21 protein-coding genes and 4 tRNA genes are annotated in these 23,054 nt (G+C 58.8%); 20 read left to right on the top strand and 5 right to left on the bottom strand.

Going from position 1 to position 23,054, the window contains the following annotated elements; all coding sequences use genetic code 11:
* The first annotated feature begins 132 nt into the window (after positions 1–132).
* From truA to HU727_RS16465, 16 genes are all read left to right on the top strand, one after another.
* Complete coding sequence (truA, locus tag HU727_RS16540; protein ID WP_186532690.1) at positions 133–957, top strand: tRNA pseudouridine(38-40) synthase TruA; 825 nt, start codon at positions 133–135, stop codon at positions 955–957.
* A 63-nt stretch (positions 958–1,020) separates the two neighbouring features.
* Positions 1,021–1,653, top strand: a complete 633-nt coding sequence (locus tag HU727_RS16535) for a phosphoribosylanthranilate isomerase (protein WP_186532607.1) — start codon at positions 1,021–1,023, stop codon at positions 1,651–1,653.
* A gap of 197 nt (positions 1,654–1,850) precedes the next feature.
* Positions 1,851–2,771 carry an acetyl-CoA carboxylase, carboxyltransferase subunit beta gene (gene accD, locus HU727_RS16530; protein ID WP_016773939.1) on the top strand — a complete coding sequence of 307 codons (921 nt, stop codon included), beginning with the start codon at positions 1,851–1,853 and terminating at the stop codon, positions 2,769–2,771.
* Positions 2,768–4,075: a bifunctional tetrahydrofolate synthase/dihydrofolate synthase gene (gene folC, locus HU727_RS16525; protein WP_186532606.1), complete on the top strand. Its 1,308-nt coding sequence runs from the start codon at positions 2,768–2,770 to the stop codon at positions 4,073–4,075. Before accD ends, folC begins: the two co-directional genes overlap by 4 nt.
* The gene (locus HU727_RS16520) at positions 4,059–4,709 is read left to right on the top strand and encodes an SPOR domain-containing protein (RefSeq protein WP_186532605.1); all 651 of its coding nucleotides are present in this window, start codon (positions 4,059–4,061) and stop codon (positions 4,707–4,709) included. Before folC ends, HU727_RS16520 begins: the two co-directional genes overlap by 17 nt.
* Before the next feature lie 98 nt (positions 4,710–4,807).
* On the top strand, positions 4,808–5,368 hold the full coding sequence (locus HU727_RS16515; RefSeq protein ID WP_186532604.1) for a CvpA family protein: 561 nt from the start codon (positions 4,808–4,810) through the stop codon (positions 5,366–5,368).
* A gap of 41 nt (positions 5,369–5,409) precedes the next feature.
* Positions 5,410–6,915, top strand: a complete 1,506-nt coding sequence (gene purF, locus HU727_RS16510; RefSeq protein ID WP_186532603.1) for an amidophosphoribosyltransferase — start codon at positions 5,410–5,412, stop codon at positions 6,913–6,915.
* A gap of 73 nt (positions 6,916–6,988) precedes the next feature.
* Positions 6,989–8,200: an O-succinylhomoserine sulfhydrylase gene (locus HU727_RS16505; RefSeq protein WP_186532602.1), complete on the top strand. Its 1,212-nt coding sequence runs from the start codon at positions 6,989–6,991 to the stop codon at positions 8,198–8,200.
* Entirely contained in the window at positions 8,197–8,973 is a 777-nt protein-coding gene (locus tag HU727_RS16500; RefSeq protein WP_186532601.1) for an SDR family oxidoreductase, read from the top strand. The genes HU727_RS16505 and HU727_RS16500 overlap by 4 nt, the downstream gene beginning before the upstream one ends.
* A gap of 167 nt (positions 8,974–9,140) precedes the next feature.
* Positions 9,141–9,216: transfer RNA gene (locus HU727_RS16495), tRNA-Val, on the top strand.
* Between the two features lie 55 nt (positions 9,217–9,271).
* Positions 9,272–9,348: transfer RNA gene (locus HU727_RS16490), tRNA-Asp, on the top strand.
* A gap of 93 nt (positions 9,349–9,441) precedes the next feature.
* Positions 9,442–9,518, top strand: a tRNA-Asp gene (locus HU727_RS16485).
* Positions 9,519–9,997: 479 nt separating this feature from the next.
* Positions 9,998–12,829: a xanthine dehydrogenase family protein molybdopterin-binding subunit gene (locus tag HU727_RS16480; RefSeq protein WP_186532600.1), complete on the top strand. Its 2,832-nt coding sequence runs from the start codon at positions 9,998–10,000 to the stop codon at positions 12,827–12,829.
* Positions 12,822–13,361: a (2Fe-2S)-binding protein gene (locus HU727_RS16475; protein ID WP_186532599.1), complete on the top strand. Its 540-nt coding sequence runs from the start codon at positions 12,822–12,824 to the stop codon at positions 13,359–13,361. The genes HU727_RS16480 and HU727_RS16475 overlap by 8 nt, the downstream gene beginning before the upstream one ends.
* A 2-nt stretch (positions 13,362–13,363) precedes the next feature.
* Complete coding sequence (locus tag HU727_RS16470; protein WP_186532598.1) at positions 13,364–14,599, top strand: c-type cytochrome; 1,236 nt, start codon at positions 13,364–13,366, stop codon at positions 14,597–14,599.
* A gap of 1 nt (position 14,600) precedes the next feature.
* A complete protein-coding gene (locus tag HU727_RS16465) occupies positions 14,601–15,572 on the top strand; it encodes an XdhC family protein (RefSeq protein ID WP_186532597.1) in 972 nt (323 codons plus the stop codon).
* 42 nt (positions 15,573–15,614) lie between these two features.
* Here HU727_RS16465 and HU727_RS16460 read toward each other — a convergent pair whose 3' ends face one another.
* A complete protein-coding gene (locus HU727_RS16460; RefSeq protein WP_186532596.1) occupies positions 15,615–16,898 on the bottom strand; it encodes an NAD(P)/FAD-dependent oxidoreductase in 1,284 nt (427 codons plus the stop codon).
* 183 nt (positions 16,899–17,081) lie between these two features.
* On the opposite strand from HU727_RS16460, the gene HU727_RS16455 reads away from it, so the two are divergent.
* Positions 17,082–17,158 (top strand) — tRNA-Val (locus HU727_RS16455).
* A gap of 805 nt (positions 17,159–17,963) precedes the next feature.
* On the opposite strand, the gene csrA is transcribed toward HU727_RS16455, so the two are convergent.
* Positions 17,964–18,158, bottom strand: coding sequence for a carbon storage regulator CsrA (gene csrA, locus HU727_RS16450; protein WP_186532595.1), 195 nt, complete (start codon positions 18,156–18,158; stop codon positions 17,964–17,966).
* A gap of 250 nt (positions 18,159–18,408) precedes the next feature.
* On the opposite strand from csrA, the gene HU727_RS16445 reads away from it, so the two are divergent.
* Positions 18,409–18,777 carry an SPOR domain-containing protein gene (locus HU727_RS16445; RefSeq protein ID WP_186532594.1) on the top strand — a complete coding sequence of 123 codons (369 nt, stop codon included), beginning with the start codon at positions 18,409–18,411 and terminating at the stop codon, positions 18,775–18,777.
* A 96-nt stretch (positions 18,778–18,873) separates the two neighbouring features.
* Here HU727_RS16445 and HU727_RS16440 read toward each other — a convergent pair whose 3' ends face one another.
* The 3 genes from HU727_RS16440 to HU727_RS16430 all read right to left on the bottom strand — a co-directional run bounded on the left by HU727_RS16440 (position 18,874) and on the right by HU727_RS16430 (position 21,121).
* Complete coding sequence (locus HU727_RS16440; protein WP_186532593.1) at positions 18,874–19,563, bottom strand: endonuclease; 690 nt, start codon at positions 19,561–19,563, stop codon at positions 18,874–18,876.
* A 4-nt stretch (positions 19,564–19,567) separates the two neighbouring features.
* Positions 19,568–19,837: a DUF1654 domain-containing protein gene (locus HU727_RS16435; RefSeq protein WP_186532592.1), complete on the bottom strand. Its 270-nt coding sequence runs from the start codon at positions 19,835–19,837 to the stop codon at positions 19,568–19,570.
* A gap of 195 nt (positions 19,838–20,032) precedes the next feature.
* Positions 20,033–21,121 carry an asparaginase gene (locus HU727_RS16430; protein WP_186532591.1) on the bottom strand — a complete coding sequence of 363 codons (1,089 nt, stop codon included), beginning with the start codon at positions 21,119–21,121 and terminating at the stop codon, positions 20,033–20,035.
* A gap of 346 nt (positions 21,122–21,467) precedes the next feature.
* On the opposite strand from HU727_RS16430, the gene HU727_RS16425 reads away from it, so the two are divergent.
* Together HU727_RS16425 and HU727_RS16420 are read left to right on the top strand one after the other, a co-directional pair.
* Complete coding sequence (locus HU727_RS16425) at positions 21,468–21,917, top strand: hypothetical protein (RefSeq protein ID WP_186532590.1); 450 nt, start codon at positions 21,468–21,470, stop codon at positions 21,915–21,917.
* 179 nt (positions 21,918–22,096) lie between these two features.
* Entirely contained in the window at positions 22,097–23,053 is a 957-nt protein-coding gene (locus HU727_RS16420; protein WP_186532589.1) for a sugar ABC transporter substrate-binding protein, read from the top strand.
* The last annotated feature ends 1 nt before the right edge of the window (position 23,054 follow it).

The raw sequence follows: 23,054 nt of genomic DNA, 5'->3' as shown, positions 1-23,054 counted from the left end.
GTAGGAGCTGACGAAGGCTGCGATCTTTTGATCTTGAACTGGCATCCCCGGCCCACCGCCTTATAATGCCCGCCTTTCGCAAAATCAGCAGGCTGTCCCACCTTGGCAAACATAGATAACCCCGTCGCCGAAATGGCGCCCGACGGCTTTTACCGGGTCGCACTGGGCGTTGAGTACAAAGGTTCGCGCTACAGCGGCTGGCAGCGCCAGTTGACCGGCGTGGCGACGGTGCAGGAAGCGCTGGAAAAGGCCTTGTCGAAAGTCGCCAACTCGCCGGTTTCCCTGCAGTGCGCCGGGCGTACCGATGCCGGCGTGCATGCCTGCGGACAGGTGGTGCACTTTGACACTCAGGTCGATCGTTCGCTGAAGGCCTGGGTCATGGGCGCCAACATCAATCTGCCCCATGACATCAGTGTCAGTTGGGCCAGGGTCATGCCTGCGCATTTTCACGCACGATTCAAGGCCATCGCCCGGCGTTATCGCTATGTGATTTATAACGATCAGATCCGCCCGGCGCATCTCAACGAAGAAATCACCTGGAATCACCGGCCCCTCGACGTCGAGCGCATGGCCGAGGCTGCGCAATACCTGATCGGCACCCATGATTTCAGCGCGTTCAGGGCCGGACAGTGTCAGGCCAAGTCGCCGATCAAAAAGATGCACCATCTGCGCGTGACCCGGCACGGCAAGATGATCGTGCTCGATATCCGTGCCAACGCCTTCCTGCACCACATGGTGCGCAATATCGCTGGCGTGTTGATGACCATCGGCGCCGGTGAGCGCCCGGTGGAGTGGATGAAGGAAGTGCTGGAAAGTCGCGAGCGTCGTTCCGGCGGCGTAACCGCGCATCCTTACGGGTTGTATCTGGTGCAAGTCGAGTATCACGACGAATTCCCGTTGCCTGAGCGATTTATCGGGCCACATTTCCTTACGGGTTTCTCCGAACTTGACGGCTGACGCCCTCGAACGCTTTTGTTACCATCCGGGACGTTTTCGGATTTGCCCTGAGGTTTTCCTGACATGTCAGCCGTTCGCAGCAAGATCTGCGGCATTACGCGCATAGAAGATGCACTGGCCGCCGTCGAAGCCGGCGCCGATGCGATAGGTCTGGTGTTTTACGCCAAGAGTCCGCGTGCGGTGAACGTGCAGCAGGCGGCGGCCATCATTAAGGCGTTGCCACCGTTTGTGACCACCGTGGGGCTTTTCGTCAACGCCAGCCGCTGCGAGTTGGGGGAAATCCTCGATGCCGTGCCGCTGGATCTGTTGCAGTTCCATGGCGATGAAAGCGCTGAAGAATGCGAAGGATGGCACCGTCCTTACATCAAGGCGTTGCGGGTCAAGGCTGGCGATGACATTGCTGCTGCCTGCGATGCCTATCCCGGCGCCAGCGGCGTACTGCTCGACACTTATGTTGAAGGGGTGCCCGGCGGAACCGGCGAGGCGTTTGACTGGTCACTGATTCCGCAGCGCTTGAGTAAACCGTTGATTCTTGCGGGTGGCCTGACGCCGGAAAATGTTGCCGACGCGGTAGCGCGGGTCAAGCCGTACGCGGTGGATGTCAGCGGCGGGGTCGAAGCAAGCAAAGGCATCAAGGATCACCACAGGATTCGCGCATTCATCAACGCGGTGCGTGCCAATACATCGTCGATGTGACGGCTGGCAGTCTGCCGCCGTCCATCAATGCACCTGCACAAAGCAGGCGCGGCTGAGGGTTTCGGGATGCACGCAGGTCATGTTTCGCGCTGACCGTGACGTCCGGCAATCATCGCCACACACATGAATTTAGCTCAAGGGCATACGCGGGGCTGCGAACCAGAGCGTTCGGGCCGCCGGTACTGGAGAAAGAAAGCATGAGCAACTGGTTAGTAGACAAACTGATCCCTTCGATCATGCGCTCGGAGGTCAAGAAGAGCTCGGTGCCTGAAGGTCTGTGGCACAAATGCCCGTCCTGCGAGGCTGTGTTGTACCGTCCGGAGCTGGAAAAGACCCTGGACGTCTGCCCCAAGTGCAACCACCACATGCGCATCGGCGCACGTGCGCGTATCGACATTTTCCTCGACCCCGAAGGTCGCAACGAACTGGGCGCCGACCTGGAGCCGGTTGACCGTCTGAAATTCCGCGACGGCAAGAAGTACAAGGATCGTCTGGTCGCGGCGCAAAAGCAGACCGGCGAGAAAGATGCGCTGATCTCCGTCAGCGGTACTTTGCTGGGTATGCCGGTGGTGGTTTCGGCCTTCGAGTTCAACTTCATGGGCGGATCCATGGGCGCCATCGTTGGGGAGCGCTTCGTTCGCGCCGCCAACTATGCGCTGGAAAACCGTTGCCCGATGATCTGCTTCGCTGCCTCCGGCGGTGCGCGCATGCAGGAAGCGCTGATCTCGCTGATGCAAATGGCCAAGACCTCGGCAGTATTGGCGCGTCTGCGTGAAGAGGGTATTCCTTTCATCTCTGTACTGACCGACCCGGTCTACGGTGGTGTTTCCGCAAGTCTGGCGATGCTGGGCGACGTGATCGTCGGCGAGCCTAAAGCCCTGATCGGCTTCGCCGGCCCGCGCGTGATCGAGCAGACCGTGCGTGAAAAACTGCCAGAAGGTTTCCAGCGCAGCGAATTCCTGCTGGAACACGGCGCCATCGACATGATTATTCATCGTCAGGAACTGCGCCCGCGTTTGGGTAACCTGCTCGCGCAGATGACCGGTAAGCCGACGCCAAAATTCGTCGCCGCGCCAATCGAACCGATCGTAGTGCCACCGGTGCCTGCCAACGTATGACCCAGCGCACCCTTGGTGAATGGCTCGCCTACCTCGAGCAGTTGCATCCTTCGGCCATCGACATGGGCCTGGAACGCTCGCAACAGGTAGCGTCCCGCATGGGGCTGGGCCAGCCGGCGCCTCGGGTGATCACGGTCACCGGCACCAACGGCAAGGGATCAACCTGTGCGTTCGTTGCTTCGTTGCTCCGGGCGCAGGGCCTGAGCGTGGGTGTTTACAATTCTCCGCACCTGCTGCGCTACAACGAGCGGGTGCAGCTCAATGGTGTCGAAGCCACTGACGCCCAGCTGTGCGAAGCGTTTGCGGCGGTCGAAGCCGGGCGCGGCGATACTTCCCTGACCTATTTTGAAATGGGCACCCTGGCGGCGTTCTGGCTGTTTCAGCAGGCCGGGCTTGATGCCGTGGTGCTGGAAGTCGGGCTGGGCGGGCGTCTGGACACGGTCAACGTGGTTGATGCCGATCTCGCGCTGGTTACCAGTATTGGCGTCGATCATGCCGACTATCTGGGTGATACCCGCGAATCGGTAGCGTTTGAAAAGGCCGGAATTTTCCGTCACGGCAAGCCTGCTCTGTGTGGCGACCTCAATCCTCCGCAACCGCTGCTCGACAAGGCACGTGAACTGGCGTGCCCGTTTTTCCTGCGTGGACGCGATTTCGATCTCGGTATCACCGAGCGGCATTGGCAGTGGCGCGGTACCGATGCACAGGGCCAAGCCGTCGAATTGCGCGACTTGCCCCTGCTCGATCTGCCGATGGAAAACGCCGCCCTGGCTTTGCAGGCCTATCTGCTGCTGGGGTTGCCGTGGGATCCCGAGCAGATTGTCGCGGCATTGCAGGCGACTCGTGTGGTTGGGCGCCTGGATCGGCGGTCGTTCGAATGGCACGGCAAGCGTTTGAATCTGTTGCTGGATGTTGGTCACAACCCGCATGCCGCTGAATATCTGGCTCGTCGTCTGGCTTCGCGTCCGCCGGTTGGCAAGCGCCTCGCGGTGTTCGGGCTGCTGGCCGACAAGGATCTGGATGGTGTTGTTGCCGAATTGAATGCTAGTGTCGAGCATTGGGCTGTTGCGCCGCTGGATTCGCCGCGCGCCCGTCCGGTGACCGAGTTGCAGGCAGCCCTGCATAATCTGGGTGCTTCGGTTACTTCTTACGACAGCGTGGCGGCCGCTCTGGAAGGGCAGTGCGCTGTAGCGACCAGCGACGACGAGATTCTGTTGTTCGGATCATTTTATTGTGTCGCCGAGGCCCTTCAATGGCTGTCCCGGCGCTCCACGGAGGAAGCGGCAAATGGCTTTGCTGGATAAAGCGTACAAGCAGCGCATGGTCGGTGCGTTGGTGCTGGTGGCGCTGGCGGTTATTTTCCTGCCGATGCTGTTTTCCCGTCAGGACGAACAGCGCCAGGTGACCGTAGAGGCGCCAGCTGCGCCGCAGGCCCCGGCCATGCCGCAAGTGCATATGGACCCGGTGGCCGTGCCTGAGCCGCAAGCGCTGCCGCAAGAGCCTGTGCCGACTGACGAAGAGGTGGCTGAGGACATCGCGCCTGCCGCTACAGTTGCCCCGGCGCCGACCATACCTGCGCAAATCGCCCGACCCGCGACGCCACCGCCGGTTGCCAAGCCGATCCCGGCGCCGGCCCAGCCGATCACGTCCGCAACGAGCAAGCCTGACACCACGCAGAGCCGCGTCGATGCCAACGGTCTGTCGGTGAGCTGGTCGGTACAGCTGGCCAGTCTGTCGAGTCGCGCCAGCGCCGAAAGTCTGCAGAAAAACCTGCGCAGTCAGGGTTACAACGCCTACATCCGTTCGGCCGATGGCAAGAATCGGGTGTTCGTCGGTCCGTTGATCGAGCGTGCCGAAGCTGATCGTCTGCGTGACCTGTTGAGTCGCCAGCAGAACCTCAAGGGCTTCGTTGTCCGTTTTCAGCCTGAACGTGGCTGAAATCTATCACCCTGATTGAAAAGCACTGACAATCGCAGCTTACCGACAGCCATGCGCTCTGCTAAAATGCGCCGCCTTATCCGTCTGTAGGCTGCACTGTGCCATTTACCTGGGTTGACTGGGCGATCGTTGCAATCGTCGCCATCTCCGCTTTGATCAGTTTGAGCCGCGGCTTCGTCAAGGAAGCATTATCGCTGGTGACCTGGATCATCGCAGGAGCGGTTGCCTGGATGTTCGGTGGCTCACTGTCCGAGTACTTCGCCGGATACATCGAAACCCCATCGGCCCGCGTGATTGCGGGCTGTGCCATCATGTTTGTCGCCACACTGATCGTGGGCGCAATGATCAATTATCTTATCGGCGAGTTGGTTCGCGTCACCGGGTTGTCCGGGACCGATCGATTCCTCGGCATGGCCTTCGGCGCTGCGCGTGGCGTGTTGCTGGTGGTCGTGGCGGTCGGGCTGTTGAGCCTGGGGCCGGTACAGCAGGACGGGTGGTGGAAAGAATCACAGCTCGTGCCCAAGTTTCTATTGGTCGCCGACTGGTCCAAAAACCTGATACTGGGATGGAGCAGTCAGTGGCTTGCCAGCGGAATCAGCGTACCCGCTGAGATTCCGTTCAAGGAGCAACTCTTGCCGGCGGCGAAAACGCCTCAGTGAGTGTTGCTCAGTTCAGATCCATTAAGTAGGGGTTGCGTCGCATGTGTGGCATCGTCGGTATCGTCGGTAAGTCGAACGTCAATCAGGCGCTGTATGACGCGCTAACCGTGCTCCAGCACCGCGGCCAGGACGCTGCCGGTATCGTGACCAGCCATGATGGCCGGTTGTTCTTGCGCAAGGACAATGGCCTGGTGCGTGACGTGTTCCAGCAGCGTCACATGCAGCGTCTGGTCGGCCACATGGGTATCGGCCACGTCCGCTACCCGACCGCGGGCAGCTCGACCTCGGCCGAAGCCCAGCCGTTTTACGTCAACTCGCCTTACGGCATTACCCTGGCGCACAACGGTAACCTGACCAATGTTGAACAGTTGGCCAAGGAAATCTACGAATCCGATCTGCGTCACGTCAACACCAGTTCCGACTCGGAAGTGTTGCTCAACGTGTTCGCTCACGAGCTGGCCCAGCGCGGCAAGCTGCAGCCGACCGAAGAAGACGTGTTCGCCGCCGTGACCGACGTGCACAACCGCTGTGTCGGCGGTTACGCGGTGGTTGCGATGATCACCGGTTATGGCATCGTCGGTTTCCGTGATCCGCACGGCATTCGCCCTATCGTATTCGGTCAGCGTCACACCGACGAAGGCGTCGAGTACATGATCGCCTCGGAAAGCGTTTCGCTCGATGTGCTCGGTTTCACCCTGATTCGCGATCTCGCGCCGGGCGAAGCGGTGTACATCACTGAAGACGGCAAACTGCACACCCGTCAGTGCGCGACCAACCCGTCGCTGACCCCGTGCATCTTCGAGCACGTCTACCTGGCGCGTCCAGACTCGATCATTGACGGCGTGTCGGTTTACAAGGCTCGTCTGCGCATGGGCGAGAAGCTCGCCGAGAAGATCCTGCGCGAGCGCCCGGAACACGACATCGACGTGGTTATCCCGATTCCGGACACCAGCCGTACGGCGGCACTGGAACTGGCTAACCATCTGGGCGTGAAATTCCGCGAAGGTTTCGTCAAGAACCGCTACATCGGCCGGACCTTCATCATGCCGGGGCAGGCCGCGCGCAAAAAGTCGGTACGCCAGAAGCTCAACGCCATCGAGCTGGAGTTCCGCGGCAAGAACGTGATGTTGGTCGATGACTCGATCGTACGCGGCACGACTTGCAAGCAGATTATCCAGATGGCCCGCGAAGCCGGCGCGAAAAACGTCTACTTCTGCTCGGCGGCGCCTGCAGTGCGTTATCCGAACGTGTACGGTATTGATATGCCGAGCGCCCACGAACTGATCGCCCACAACCGTTCGACTCAGGACGTGGCCGACCTCATCGGGGCTGACTGGCTGATCTATCAGGACCTGCCTGACTTGATCGAAGCGGTCGGTGGCGGCAAGATCAAGATCGAGAACTTCGATTGCGCGGTGTTTGACGGCAAGTACGTCACGGGCGATGTCGACGAGGCTTATCTGGACAAGATCGAGCAGGCGCGTAACGATGCCTCGAAGGTCAAGACCCAGGCGGTCAGTGCGATCATCGATCTGTACAACAACTGAGTTTCCACCGGCCCTGAGGGGCCGGTTTTGTATCTGATATTCATCTTTCGAGAACACAGCAAGGAGTGACAGCATGAGTCAGGAATGGGATGCCGGTCGGCTCGACAGCGACCTCGAAGGCGTAGCGTTCGATACCCTGGCCGTCCGTGCCGGTCAGCACCGTACGCCGGAAGGCGAGCACGGTGATCCGATGTTCTTCACCTCCAGTTATGTGTTCCGCACTGCTGCCGACGCGGCGGCGCGGTTTGCTGGCGAGGTGCCGGGCAATGTTTACTCGCGTTACACCAATCCCACCGTGCGTGCGTTCGAAGAGCGCATTGCCGCGCTGGAAAGTGCCGAGCAGGCAGTTGCCACGGCGACCGGCATGGCTGCAATCATGGCCGTGGTCATGAGCTTGTGCAGCGCTGGTGATCATGTGTTGGTCTCGCGCAGTGTGTTCGGTTCGACCATCAGCTTGTTTGAGAAGTACTTCAAGCGCTTCGGCGTCGAGGTCGATTACGTACCGTTGGCCGATCTTTCGGCTTGGGACGCGGCAATCAAGCCAAACACCAAGCTGCTATTTGTAGAATCGCCGTCCAATCCGCTGGCCGAGCTGGTGGATATCGCTGCGCTGGCAGAAATCGCTCACGCCAAGGGCGCGATGCTGGTGGTCGACAACTGCTTCTGCACCCCGGCGCTGCAACAGCCGCTGCGGCTCGGTGCGGATGTAGTCGTGCACTCGGCGACCAAATTTATCGATGGTCAGGGCCGTTGCATGGGTGGCGTAGTGGCCGGCCGTGGCGAGCAGATGAAAGAAGTGGTCGGTTTCCTGCGTACCGCCGGGCCGACCCTCAGCCCCTTCAACGCGTGGATCTTCCTCAAAGGTCTGGAAACTCTCAACCTGCGCATGAAAGCACATTGCGCCAACGCCCAGGCGCTGGCCGAGTGGCTGGAGCAGCAGGACGGTATCGAAAAAGTCCATTACGCCGGTCTCAAGAGCCATCCCCAGCATGAGTTGGCCCAGCGCCAGCAGAAGGGCTTCGGTGCCGTGGTCAGCTTCGAGGTCAAGGGCGGCAAAGAGGGCGCCTGGCGCTTCATTGATGCCACCCGGTTGATTTCGATCACCGCCAACCTGGGCGACAGCAAAACCACCATCACCCACCCGAGCACCACGTCCCACGGTCGTCTGGCTCCCCAGGAGCGAGAAGCGGCGGGAATCCGTGACAGCCTGATCCGCGTGGCGGTCGGTCTGGAAGATGTCGCAGACCTGCAAGCCGACCTGGCGCGCGGTCTGGCAGCGTTGTGATCGAGTTGTCCACGCCGACGGCCAATACCCATGGCCGCGTTGCGCTGGTGACGGGTGCCGCGCGCGGTATCGGTCTGGGGATCGCGGCGTGGCTGATCAGTGAAGGCTGGCAAGTGGTGCTGACCGATCTTGATCGGGCGCGCGGGTCGAAAGTGGCGAAGGTGCTGGGCGACAACGCCTGGTTCATCGCCATGGACGTGGCGGACGAAAGTCAGGTCGCGCTGGGTGTCGCCGAGGTGCTGGGGCAGTTTGGTCGACTCGATGCGCTGGTCTGCAACGCCGCCGTGGCGGATCCGCACAACATCACGTTGGAAAGTCTCGATCTGGCTTACTGGAATCGCGTGCTCGCGGTGAATCTGAGCGGACCGATGTTACTGGCCAAGCACTGCGCGCCGTATCTGCGTGCGCACAACGGTTCGATCGTCAACCTGGCCTCGACCCGCGCAGGGCAGTCGGAGCCGGACACCGAAGCCTATGCGGCGAGCAAGGGTGGATTGCTGGCGCTGACGCATGCATTGGCCATCAGCCTCGGTCCGGAAATTCGGGTAAACGCGGTCAGTCCGGGCTGGATCGATGCGCGGGATCCCTCGGTACGGCGCGCCGAACCCTTGGCCGATGCCGATCATGCCCAGCATCCGGCGGGCAGGGTAGGGACGGTTGAGGATGTGGCGGCGATGGTCGCATGGCTGCTGTCGAGGAACGCCGGGTTTGTGACTGGCCAGGAATTCATCGTCGACGGCGGCATGACCAAAAAGATGATTTACACGGAATAACAAGCGAAGCCGCGATCCCGTAGGAGCGAGCCTGCCCGTGAAGGCGGTTTACCAGTCGGTGACATCTTCAAGAATGAAGGAATTTTGTCTTTTTCAGAAAAACTTCAATCCTGCTATTGACTTAGCTTCGGCACCTGCGTAAATTTCGCGGCCTCGGAGATGCAAACGGGTGATTAGCTCAGCTGGGAGAGCGTCTGCCTTACAAGCAGAATGTCGGCGGTTCGATCCCGTCATCACCCACCAATCCCGAGAAGCTTGCGCAAGCAAGAGAGTAGGCTGAAAGTGCCTGCACCGACGCGCAGCGGTAGTTCAGTCGGTTAGAATACCGGCCTGTCACGCCGGGGGTCGCGGGTTCGAGTCCCGTCCGCTGCGCCATATTTACGAAGCAGACCTTGTCTGGTTCGCGATTGCAAAGCACCGAAGCTTTCAGTCAAAACGAGTTACTTGAGCGCAAGCTCAAAGCGATACGCAGCGGTAGTTCAGTCGGTTAGAATACCGGCCTGTCACGCCGGGGGTCGCGGGTTCGAGTCCCGTCCGCTGCGCCATATCTGCTTCAAGGACTACTGAACGCCTTGAAGCGCCGAAGTCTGCCATTGGCAGAGTCGGATCGATAGCAAAGACCCTGGTCGAAAGACCGGGGTTTTTTGTGTCTGAAATTTGGCTATTCCTCTCCCTCTCTAATTCCTGCACAAATCCCCCTGTAGGAGCTGAGGCACGCTGCGATCTTTTGATCCTGACCGTAAAAACAAGATCAAAAGACCGCAGCCTCGTTGCGCTCGACAGCTCCTGCCAGAAAGTCTGCGAGTCTCCTGCGGTGCCGCGTCGCATTGATTTTTTTGATTAAACAGTCAGCTTTTTGTAACTGCTTGTTTGCTACGGACGCAGAAACCTTTAAAGTTAACCTTTCGGTCAGCTTTGCACTGTCAACACAGCTCTTTGCTTCGCCAGAAAGAGCTTCTGCACGACTCGAGATTCCCAGTACATAACCAAAAGGGCGGACGTATAACCGCCCAGAGGATGATCCATGTCCAACCGTGAAATATCCCGGCGCTCGTTCCTACAGGGCGGGCTGGTGGCGGGCGTGAGCGTCACGCTCACGCCGCTCAGCAGTCAGGCGCTGGCTGCCTTGATGGAAAACAGCGTCACTGTGCCTTCCGAGAAGTGGCTCGGTAACAACGGCAAGGCGCGTCAACGTAACGATGCCTTGTCCAAAGTCTGCGGCAGCAAAGTCTTCGCCCGCGACATCCGTGCCAAGGACATGCCCGGCTGGCCTGAGCAGCAAGGCCACGCCATGTTGCTGAAAACCATCAAGGCTGACCGCATCTACGATGGTTATGATTTGGCGTGGCTCGGTGCCGATCTGCAGCCAGACCGCATCGTCACTGCCGCCGACCTGGACAAGGACGGTATCGTCTTCCCCGAAGAGCACGCACCTGATCCGTTGCTGCCGGAAGGCAAGGTGCCGATGTTCATTGGTCACCCGGTGGCGATCCTGATCTGGAACGACTTCGAACGTTTTCGTCAGGCCAAAAACCAGCTCAAATTCAATGACAAAGCGATTCGTTACGGCGCCAAAGTGCCGTTCTACGAGGGAGATCCCTACGGCAGTTTCCGCTACGTGCGCGTGGGTGGCGCCACGTCGGCGGACGAAGACGAGTTCGCCAGTCTCAAGGATTCGATCCTGTTTCCGATGCTGAAAAACCGTCGCCCGGTGTGGAACGCATCGCCGAATCTGCACGGCAACTTGACCGAGCGTGGCCTGTTCTACGCCGATCGCATGAAGCAAGAGATCGACACACCGCCGGACAACTGGCTGGTGTTTGACGAGCGCTACAAGACACCCTCGATCGAGCCGGCCGCCCTGGAGCCGGACAACGGCAACGGCTGGTACGACCCGAAAACCAAGACCCTGCATTTCGTTGTCGCGACTCAGTGCCCGCTGGAAACCGCGACCGAGACGGCGAAGATGATCGGGCCGTCGCGTTTCGGTCTCGCCAACCTCAACATGCACCCGGGTTACACCGTCGGGTACGGCTCCAAAGACCACAACATCTTCGTTTACTACGCCGCCTTGGCCGCGCTGTACGGTGCCGGTGTGCCGGTGCGTCTGGCCAACGACCGCTACGAGCAATTTCAGAGCGGCATCAAGCGTCATCCGTTCGACATCCGCTACCAACTGGCCGTGGACAAGAACGATTACACCTTCAAGATTTTCCGTGCCGAAATGAGCGTCGATGGTGGCGGCCGGGTCAACTACAGCCCTTCGGTGGCGGCGGTTGGCGCCACGGCCGCGCAGTCGATCTACTACATGCCGCAGAACGATTTGCAGGTGACGGCTTATCACTCGCGGGCGGTCGAAGCGGGCTCGATGCGCGGTTATGGCACCTTGCAGAGCATGGCGGCGACTGAAATGATGGTCGACGAAATCGCCAATCGCCTGGGTGTCGACGCGATCGATTTGCGGCGCAAGAACGCCCTGCGTTCCGGCATGAAGAACACCCAGGGTGCGATTCCTGCCGGTGCGCTGCGCCTGCATGAGATTCTCGACAAGGCCTCGGTGCACGAAGTCTGGAAGAACCGCGACGCGATCAAAAAGCAGCGTGAAGCCGCTGACCCGGATAACTGGTATGGCGTCGGTTTCGCGATCTGCCAGAAAGACTTCGGCACTGGCTCCGAGGCGCCGATGGCCAGCATCGAATACACCGCTGACGGCCGCATCACCCTGCGCCACATCGGCATTGAAATCGGCACTGGCATGTCCACGTCGCAAGCGTTGGTTGTCGCCGATTTCCTCGGCAGCCCGGCGCACGAAGTGAAGACCGGCGAAACCGAGTGGAAGGAGATGCAGCTGCTCACCAGCGGCAATCCCTACATCATGAGCCAGACCGAGCAGGACAACCTGCTGCGCAACCCGCGTTGGGTCGGCAAGCTGGCCTCGGCGTCGTCGGCGACCAACTCAGCGTATTACTTCAGCCATGCGACCCGCGAAGCGGCACGCGTGCTGTTCAACCACGGTCTGTGGCCGGCAGCGCTGGAGATCTGGCGTCAGGGCCCCTATGGCGGTCAGGCCAACCCTTACGTGGTTCGCCGCGAAGATGCGCATTGGGTCGATGGCAAGCTCACCGCCAACGGCATGCAGCCGCTGAGCTTCGAAGAATTGGCCAAACGTGCACACGAACGTGGTCTGGTGACGGGCGCCACGGTGCACGGTTTTAACCGTTGGAGCTGGGCCGAGGCTGAATACAGCATCGACGGCGTGCGCGAACGCCTTCCGCTCGACGGGCTGGCGGTGAAGTACGGTGACGGTGCGCCGCAAGCGAAAAAAGCGCAGATGAACAGCGCCGGTTTCCATCTGCTGGACCGTCAGAACGTCAATTATCCAGTGGTTCAACTGAACAACGCTGCCGTGACGTATTACAGCCCGGTCGCCACGCTGGTCGAGTTGAAGGTCAACAAGGGCTCCGCGGAAGTCGAAGTGCTCAACCACCATTCGTGGATCGAGTGCGGTCGAGTGCTGGTTGAAGAGTTGGTCAAGGGCCAGCTCGAAGGCGGTATCGCCATGGGCATTGGTCACGCGTTGATGGAAGAAATGCCGCTGTACGAAGGCGGGCCGGGGGAGGGCGACTGGAACTTCAACCGGTACCGTCTGCCGATGGCGCGTCACGTGGCGGTGTGGAAACAGACGGCGGAAATTCTGCCACCACTGTCGCCAAGTGATCCGTCCAAAGGCATTGCCGAAGTGGTGATGATCCCGATCGTCGGCGCTATCGGCAACGCCGTGGCCCACGCCATCGGCAAACGTGTTCGCGATCTTCCCATTACTGCTGCGCGCATCAAGGAGGCCCTCAATGCCTAACCGTCCGCTTCAACTGACCCTCAATGGTCAATCCGTCGGCCCGGTGGACATCCCTGATGACCTGCCGATGATCGACTATCTGCACGAATACAAAAACCTTACCGGTTCCCGTCTGGGCTGCGGCCAGGGTATCTGTCACGCATGCGTGGTCATCGTCGACAACCCTGATGGCACCAGCGAAGAAGTGCGTACCTGCATCACCGGTGCGCACTATTTCGAGGGCAAGAAAGTCCGCACGATTGAAGGGCACGCCAGTCGCGACGAGCATGGCCAGGTCATCGAGCTGAATCCGATCCAGCAACGCTTTGTCGACGAATTCGCCTTTCAGTGCAGCTATTGCGCACCCGGCTTCGTCAACGCCGCTACGGTGCTGGTGGAAAAGCTGCAGCGCCAGCCCATCGTCAAAAGCCAGCTGGAGCAGGTCATCGAAGACAGCCTCGGCCATCACGTCTGCCGCTGCACAGGATACGTGCGCTACTACAGCGCCACGCGTAACGTGCTGACCGATCTCGGCCTGGTCAAGGAGGGTTGAGTATGAAGCGATTACTGACCCGCCTGGCCTTGGCGGCTGGGTTGGCTGCGCCGATGTTGGTTGCCCACGCCGACGATCAGGTCAAGCGCGGCGAATACCTCGCCCGCGCCGCCGATTGCATGGCCTGCCACACCGCGCCGGGCGGCGCGCCTTATGCGGGCGGCCTGCCAATCGTTTCGCCATTCGGCACGATCTATGGCACCAACATCACTCCGAGCAAGGAGCACGGCATCGGGCTGTACAACGATGAGGAGTTCTTCGCGGCACTCGCCGAAGGCAAGCGTCGCGATGGCGCGAACCTGTATCCGGCGATGCCATACACCTCGTATCACTTGATGCCGCGCGCTGACTCCGATGCGATTCACGCGTACCTGAAGACCATCGAGCCCATCGAGCGCGCCGCTCCGTTTACGCGTCTGAGCTTCCCCTTCAACGTCCGTCTGGGCCTGACCGGCTGGAACATGTTGTACGGCAAAGACGTCAAGCTGGAGCCTGCCGAAGGTAAAAGTGAAGCCTGGAAGCGCGGCCAGTACATGGTCGATGTCCTCGGTCACTGCGGCGAATGCCATACGCCACGCGGCCTGCCTGGCGCGATGCAAATGGACAAGCGCATGACTGGCGGCGTTCTCAATGGTTATCTGGCGCCGAGCCTGCTGGCCACTGACCTTGCCGCGCGCGGCTGGAATCATCAGGATCTGAGCACCTTTCTCAAGCACGGCATGAGCGCGCAAGGGACGATGTTCAATGAGATGTTTCCGGTGTTTCACAACAGCACTCAGGGTCTGAGCGATCCGGATCTGGCAGCGATGGCGACGTTCCTGCTCGGTGATAATCCGCCGCCGGCCAAGGAACTCGTCGAAGTGCCGCTGGACAAGCTCAGCCCGAGTGCTCAGCGTGGCCGTCAGGAATACCTGAACGTCTGTGCCGGATGCCACGCCGCAGGCGGTGAAGGCAAACCGCACATTGCCGTGGCCATGCGCGGCAATACGACGTTGCGCCTGGAAGATCCGCGCAATCTGTTGCGGGTGATCGAGGATGGCATCGGCGAGCAGAAGTTTTCCGGATTTGAGCATATGCAGCCGATGCCGGGCTTCGCCGGCAAGCTCAGTGCCGGCCAACTGACTGATCTGCTTAATTATCTGCGTCAAGGTTGGGGTGGCCAGAGCGCTGAGCTGGCGGTAAGTGACGTGCAGAAGCTGCAAGCCGACGCGCCGACCCTCGAGCACAAGGCCCACTGATATGCAGCATCTCGATCTGCAAGTGGTGCGACGAGCGCTGGAGTGGTCGGTGGCGGGGCAGCGCATCTGGCTGTGCACCGTGCTGGCCACCTACGGCTCGGCGCCGCGCGCGCCGGGTTCGCTGCTGGCGGTGAGCGACGGCGGGCAGTGGATCGGATCGCTGTCGGGCGGTTGCGTTGAGGAAGATTTTCTCGAGCGCGTTGCCGAAGGTGCGTTTGACGAACCGGTCAGCGTCGTGCGCTACGGCGAAGGCGATGATCCGCGCTCGCGGGTCAGCCTGCCGTGTGGCGGCATTCTTGAGGTGTTGGTAGAGAAATTTGACGCTGGCTGTCCGGTGCAGGCGCATCTGCGTGAGCTGGAATCGGCGCTGCTCGGCCAGCGCCGTCTGATTCGCGAGGTCATTCTGGCCAGCGGCGCGCGTTGTCTGTTCGCTGATCAGGAGCAGGGCGCGCGCATTGAACGAAAAGTCGATCGTGTGCGTATCCGTATCGGTGCGGCGCAGCGCTTGTTGCTGGCCGGGTATTCCAGCGTTGCTCAGGCGTGCGCCGAGTTTGCGGTCGGTCTCGGGTTTGAAGTGATTCTCTGTGACCCGCGCGAAGAAGTGCTTGAAGGCGTGGTACTCAACGGCGTGGAAATTCGTCGGCAATTGCCCTCGGTGTTCATTGCCGACGGTGGCTGCCATCGGGACACGGCTGTGGTGGCGCTGACCCATGATCCACGCATCGACGACCTGGCGATGATGGAAGCGGTGCGCACTGAAGCGTTCTATATTGGCGTAATGGGTTCGCTGCAAACATCACAGAAACGCTTCGAGCGCTTGCGGCGCATTGGCGGTTTGAGTGAGGCGCAGCTGGCGCGGATTCATGCGCCGATCGGCCTTAACCTCGGCAGCAAGACGCTGGCGGAAATCGCTTTGGCGGTGCTGTCGGACATCGTGCGACTCCGCAGTGGGATTGCTCGCGATCAGCTCTGAGCTTTGAGTTCAAAATCAAAGGGCCGCTATTGCGGCCCTTTTTTACATCCCGAATTTATCGCGCAGTCCGTAATACCAGGCGCCAAGTGCCGCAAACGGCGTACGCAGCAATTGCCCACCCGGGAACGGGTAGTGCGGCAGATCGGCAAATGCGTCAAAGCGCTCAGCCTGACCGCGCAACGCTTCGGCCAGTACCTTGCCCGCCAGGTGCGTATAAGTGACGCCATGGCCGCTGCAGCCTTGCGAGTAATAAATGTTGTCGCCCAAGCGACCCACCTGCGGCAGACGCGAAAGGGTCAGCAGGAAATTTCCGGTCCAGGCGTAGTCGATCTTCACATCCTTGAGCTGCGGAAAAGCCTTGAGCATCTTCGGGCGGATGATCGCTTCGATGTTCGCCGGATCGCGCGCGCCATAGACCACGCCGCCGCCGAAGATCAGGCGTTTGTCGCCGGTCAGACGGTAATAGTCGAGCAAATAATTACAGTCTTCGACGCAGTAATCCTGCGGCAGCAGCGCTTTCGCCAGTTCATCACCCAGTGGCTCGGTGGTGATGACTTGAGTGCCGCACGGCATCGATTTGGCTGCCAGTTCCGGCACCAGATTACCCAGGTAGGCGTTACCGGCGACGATGATGAACTTGGCCCTGACCTTTCCCAGCGGTGTATGCACGACCGGGTTGGCGCCGCGTTCGATGCGCACGGCGGGGGACTGCTCGTAGATAGTCCCGCCGAGAGACTCGACCGCCGTCGCTTCGCCGAGCGCAAGGTTCAGCGGATGGATATGGCCACCGCTCATGTCGAGCATGCCGCCTACGTACTGGTCGCAGCCAACCACTTCGCGGATGCGGCGCTGATCGAGCAGTTCGAGTTGCGTGTGCCCGAAGCGCTCCCAGAGGCGCTTTTGCGATTCGAGGTGACCCATCTGTTTGGCGGAAAGGGCAGCGAACACGCCGCCGTCCTTCAGGTCGCACTGGATGTTGTATTTGGCCACACGCTCACGAATGATCCGGCCGCCTTCAAAGGCCATCTGACCGAGCAGTTGCGCTTGCTTGGGGCCGACCGTGCGCTCGATGACATCAATGTCACGGCTATAACTATTGACGATCTGCCCGCCGTTACGCCCCGAGGCACCAAAACCGACCTTGGCCGCTTCCAGCACTGTCACGCGAAAACCGTTCTCCAGCAGAAACAAAGCGGAGGACAGTCCGGTATACCCGGCGCCGATCACACAGACGTCCGTTTCCACATCATCCTGCAGCGCAGGACGTGGCGGTACGGCATTGGCCGACGCAGCGTAATAAGATTCCGGGTATTGGGTGTTCGCCATCCTGCTGCCTCTGTTTAATATATTTTACGAGTGCGCCGATCCTACCCGAGTTGAAAAACCTTCGCCAGCCACCGCAAAGTCTGCGTCGCTGAGCTGAAATTAAATATTTTGCATATTCATAGGGTTAGGTGAAAAAAAGGTGTTGACACCCCTCCGGAATTCCGTAGAATGCCGCCTCACAGCAGGCACGTAGCTCAGTTGGTTAGAGCACCACCTTGACATGGTGGGGGTCGTTGGTTCGAGTCCAATCGCGCCTACCAAACAAAATCCGCTCTGCTGGGCGGTCTGGAAGGGCTCACCGAAAGGTGAGCCCTTTTTTGTTGTCTGCGATTTTTTGCTGTGCCTCCTTCTAGCGATTCGGCTCTGTCTGTTCAGCGGTATCGAGCCTCCATGGACCACTGTTGCGCCAAATCGTGAAAGCGCCATTTTGGTGCGTTCTTTTTTCCTGTCGTCATAAAAAACGTGTGGATATTTAGCGGCTTACAGCTTTTTTTCTTCCAGCCAGTTATCGAAAAAGCCTTGTTGGAGAGTGTGAATTTAAGTAACATCCGTCCCGCGTTCACCACCACGGTTTATGCATTTTTAAATCCCAAGCTTCCATCAGCTGCTTGGGATTTTTTTTGCCTGCGATTTGGCGCGCGGCACCTTTCTTCTCTGTCATCGTCATCGCTTCGAGCGTGGCGCTGTTTTTTCGTCTACTACTGACTGACCACTTTTCGACACTTATAAACGGAATGCGTCGATGCTGAGTCCGTGGGTTCTCGCAGCCGTTCGTTTATTCGCCTTTGCCCTGGGTTTATGGGCGGTGCTTACGCGCGGCAGGGCATTCAACGAACTGGTATTGGCTTAGAGGACGACATTCTCCGCGCTCTATCGGAAACGTCCGACAGCCAGCTCAAAGAGTGAAAGGTAATATCGGCACACGAGAGGAGAGGGGGGCAAGCGGAGGGGGTAGTGCTTCAGGCGCCGTGCCCAGCGGGTTGAAATGCGGATGGCGAAACGGCGCGTGAATCTTTAGCCAGTCTTGCACGGGGCAAAGGGACTGGCTACGTAAGGCAGTGTGGTTCAGGGCGTTTGTGGCTTTTCCGGAGCGGTCAGGCCGGCCTGGATACGTTGGTAGATTTCTTCGCGGTGCACTGCCACGTTTTTCGGAGCGTTGATGCCGATGCGAACCTGTTGGCCGCTGACTCCGAGGATGGTGATCGTGATGTCATCACCAATGTTTATGCTTTCACCGACTTTGCGGGTGAGTATCAGCATGGTCTTCTCCTTGATTGCTTTGTAGGGCACCTGATTCAGACAGTGCAGAGGTCGGTGGTATCTATAGATTAGTGCGAAGTCTCACGGTTTGGGTGCCTCTTTCTGACGCGCAGAAGCGGCATTAATTCCCAGGGCGTAACTATACAGAGCCTGCAATCATCATTCTCGTTGTTTTGCGCCCATTTTGCGGGGCTCGCGAAGTATTTTTGAATGTTAAGATCGCCGCTTTACGAATTCCGAGGAAAGCGTTGTGCGCAAATTGGTTTGGCTGGTAGCGGCACTGGCATTGGCAGGCTGCGGTGAAGGCAGGAATGTAGATGCGCCGAAGCCTGAGACGAAGGTCGCGGCCGCGCCGGCGGCGGCCTCCGCGCCACAGTGGGATCTGGAAGTGCGTGGCGAAACCCCTCAGGCAGTCAGTGATCTGAGTGGCTGGTTGATCGAGCACGCTTTTGTTCCGACCGTCGTCAAGGACGGCAGCGGTAAAAACCGGATTCTGATTGGTCCGTTCAATTCCAGAGCTGATGCCGAGGCTCGGAAGGTGCAGGTGGATGCTGCTCTGGTAAAAGCCAAGAAGCAGAACATTGAGTCGGTCGTGATCGAGCATCCGCTCACGCCATAATCGATGTTTCGGGCTCAGGCGTTTTTCAGCATGAAAAAGCGCCGGGCATGAGAAAAGGCCTTGAGCATAGTGCTAAAGGCCTTTTTTGCGCTCCGGTCAGCCGCAGGCTTTCAGGTTCACCGGGCCGACAAAGGCATTGCCACGCCCCATCACGCACGCCACGCTTTGATTGCGCTGGCGCTCCCAGTCTTCCACCGGATAGGTCTTGTCCCACGCCTCGTAGAGCTTTCGATCCTGTTTGGACAGACGCAAGCCATACTGCTTGCTCATGTAAAAATAGGTCCGCGCGATCATGCCGCGAATCGAAGGGCGGGGCATGACCTTCTTGGCTTTGAAGTCGACGTGGGTCAAGCACGAGCCGTACTGGCCGGATTGCACCGGCAGCCATCCGAAGCTGAAATTGCTTCGATCACCGTTGACCTCGCCGATGCTCGGTACCAGGTTATGCAAATCTGCTTCGGCCTTTTGATAAACCGGATCGTATCGAGTGCAGTTCTTGCGTCCACCGTCCTGCCAGCATTGCCGCTGATGGCCGATCTGCCACGCCGGCACAATGTGCTCCCACTCGATTCTTGAAGCACGCTTGGCGTTCTTTCGGGGAACATACCCGCAAGCCTTCAGATCGACCTTGTTACCGGTGTACTTGCAGCCGCAATAAAACTCGGTGGATTGCGGTGCATACAGTTTCCACGCCGCTTTCTTGGCCTCCGAAAATGTACGCGGAGCGCCGGCCTGGGCTCCCATGGCGATAAATAACAACAGTAAAGCAACACAGCGGACACTCATTGAATCAATCTTCCTTCGGCACAACCCAAAAAATCTGCACACCACCGTCATCGCGATAAGCGAGGGTAACGTTGTCGTTCTCGTCGATTTCCTCGAGCAATCGCTCCCAGTCATCCATTGGCTCATCCGGCAAACGGAAAATCAGTGCGGCTTTGGATTTTTGTGCGGTGGGAGAATTGATGATTTTCTGAACGCGCATACCCATGCGTTCATAAGCGTCAGGAGCAGCAGGAGAGGTGGCCACGAGGTTATCCTTATTAAGCTGTACGTGCATACAGTATTTAACTGTAGGCAATTTCGCAACTGCTTAAAATTCAAGAAAATCCTCTGACAGCGCTTTTCCAATTTTGGTGTAACGCCTGACGAGTTTTTGTGGGAAAAAGCTTGAAGGGTGTAGGCGAGGCACCGCCTGCCAAGCTGGCAGGCGGTGAGCAATTGCCCGATCGCGAGCTGATCAGGCGAAGGTCAATCAGTATTCCCAGAAAATGCGCTGCAGTTCTTTGCTGTCGTTGGTTTTGGTCAGGGCGACCATCGCCAGGATGCGGGCTTTTTGCGGGTTCAGGTCGTGCGCGACAACCCAGTCATACTTGTCGTCAGGCTGCTCGGCGTTACGCAGGACAAAACCGCCGGCATTGACATGTGACGAGCGAATGATCTGCACGCCATCCTTGCGCAGCGCCTGCAAGGTCGGAACCACGCGAGAGGACACCGATCCGTTGCCGGTGCCAGCGTGGATGATGGCTTTGGCGCCGGATTGGGCCAGTGCCTTGTAGGCGGTATCGCTCACGTTGCCGTAGCCGTAGGCGATTTCCACGTCAGGCAGGCTCTTGATGTTCTTGATGTCGAATTCCGAGTCCATGGTGTGACGCTTGGCCGGAAGGCGGAACCAGTAGGATTTGCCTTCGACCACCATGCCCATCGGGCCCCAGGCGCTTTTGAACGCTTCGGTCTTGATGTTGATCGTTTTGCTGACGTCACGACCGGACTGGATCTCGTCGTTCATGGTGACCAGCACGCCTTTGCCGCGTGCTTCTTTGCTGCCGGCCACGGCAACGGCATTGTAGAGATTGAGCATGCCGTCCGCCGACATCGCGGTGCCGGGACGCATCGAGCCAACGACAATGATCGGCTTGTCGGTTTTTTCGACCAGGTTCAGAAAGTAAGCGGTTTCTTCCAGAGTATCGGTGCCATGAGTGATGACGATGCCATCGACGTCCTTGCTGTCAGCCAGTTCCGCGACGCGACGGCCCAATTGCAGCAGGTTGTCGTTGGTGATGCTCTCCGAGGCAATCTGCATGACTTGTTCGCCGCGCACGTTGGCCAGTTTGCTCAGCTCGGGAATGCCGGCAATCAGCTGCTCGACACCCACTTTCGCCGCCTGATAGGTCGCGCTGTTGGCTGCGCTGGCACCGGCGCCAGCGATGGTGCCGCCCGTGGCGAGTACAACGACGTTCGCCAGTTTGGTCTGAGTTTCGACTTCTTTTGCCTGAAGGGCGGTAGGCAGAAGCAGGAGGAGGGCCAATGCGCCCGGAACCAAAGTATTCAAAGCAGATTTCATTATTTTTCTCTCTAGTCGTGAGACGGTGCTGATGCAGGTTCATCTAGATGCGCCCCAAGCTGATCTGAATGCTTGAGGAGCAGGTAGAAGAGCAGGATTCATACCATTCGTACTGTGCCCGCGGAAAATGTTTAACCCAATGATTTAAATCAGTATTTACCGCTTGTCAGAACATTCCTACGAGCATGGCTATCCGGGATTCCGAACGACAGGCACTTATGTGTTCGGCTCTCCGATACGTAATGCTTGCTGTGTAACTCAAGGTCTGCTGGGTCAGAAATATCGGCTAAAGAAATGCGCTAATAAGCCGATGCGTCTTCAAGGAAACCAAATTTTAGGAGTTCACATGTCACTGACGGTCGGTTTTGCCAATCCTGCTGCGATCACCATTGGCGGTAAAACTGCAGCGACGATCAATACCCTGAACGATGCGACCAATGAGGCATCCAGTCAGGCGCTGGGTACCGAGAAAACCGAAAAGACCCAGGTCAGAACCGGTGGCGGTCCCGTTCAGGAAGACAGCAAGACTGAAAGTGGCGGCAATCAAAACGTCACCATCAAGACGTTGCTCAAGCGCATGCAGGAATTGCAGAAGCAGCTCCAGGAACAGCAGCAGCAACTCGCCGCTGCGCAGGCAGCGAGCTATCCGACGCCTGAAGCCAAGGCTCAGGCGGTCATGTCCATTCAAGGTCAGATCGCGCAGACCAGCGCTGCAATGGCGGAAGTAGCGGGTGCACTGGTAAAGGAAATGACCAAAAGTGCTACCAGCGGCGGCCTCGTCAACACGACCGCATGAAGTGCCGAGAGGGCGAGTCAGCGATTCGCCCTACAATAAATGACGACTTCTGAATGTTGACAAATGTCGGCGGGATTCTCATAGTTCGGTCTACGCAAACGTTTGCGCAGCGCATGGCCGCAATGTAGCTTACGCCAGTGCAAACGTTGCTCACAATAATATAAGATCGGAGTGAACCCATGAAGCTGCCATTCGCTGGACGTCTTCTTGCTGTCGCTATGCTGGCTGCCACAGCCGCCGCACTGCCTGTCTCTTCGGCGTTCGCCGAATCCGTAGAAAAACCCAAAGTCGCGCTGGTCATGAAATCCCTGGCCAACGAATTCTTCCTGACCATGGAAGACGGCGCCAAGGCTTACCAGAAAGAACACTCCGCTGATTTCGACCTGATTTCCAACGGCATCAAGGACGAGACCGATACCGCCAACCAGATCCGTATCGTCGAACAGATGATCGTCTCGAAAGTCGACGCGCTGGTGATCGCACCGGCTGACTCCAAGGCCATGGTACCGGTGATCAAGAAGGCCGTAGACGCCGGTATTACGGTTATCAACATCGACAACCAGCTCGACCCTGCCGTCGTCAAAAGCAAAAACATCAACGTTCCGTTCGTAGGGCCTGACAACCGCAAAGGTGCTCGTCTGGTCGGCGAATACCTGGCCAAACAACTGAAGGCGGGTGACGAGGTCGGCATCATCGAAGGCGTCTCCACGACCACCAATGCTCAGGCGCGTACGGCCGGCTTCAAGGACGCAATGGAAGCCGCGCAGATCAAGTTGGTCTCGCTGCAATCTGGCGACTGGGAGATCAACAAGGGCAATCAGGTTGCCTCTTCGATGCTCAGCGAATACCCACAGATCAAGGCATTGCTGGCCGGTAACGACAGCATGGCGGTCGGCGCCGTTTCCGCAGTCCGTGCCGCTGGCAAGGCAGGGCAGGTGAAAATCGTCGGTTACGACAACATCAACGCCATCAAGCCCATGCTCAAGGACGGTCGCGTACTGGCGACTGCCGATCAGTTCGCAGCCAGACAAGCGGTGTTCGGCATTGAAACTGCGCTCAAAATCATCAAGGGCGAGAAAGTCGACAGCGGTGCCAACGGTGTGATTGAAACACCGGTTGAGCTGGTTACCAAGTAAG

The sequence above is a fragment of the Pseudomonas khorasanensis genome, assembly GCF_014268505.2.
Classification (GTDB): Bacteria; Pseudomonadota; Gammaproteobacteria; order Pseudomonadales; family Pseudomonadaceae; genus Aquipseudomonas; species Aquipseudomonas khorasanensis.
This window is presented reverse-complemented; position numbering and strand designations above follow the sequence as displayed.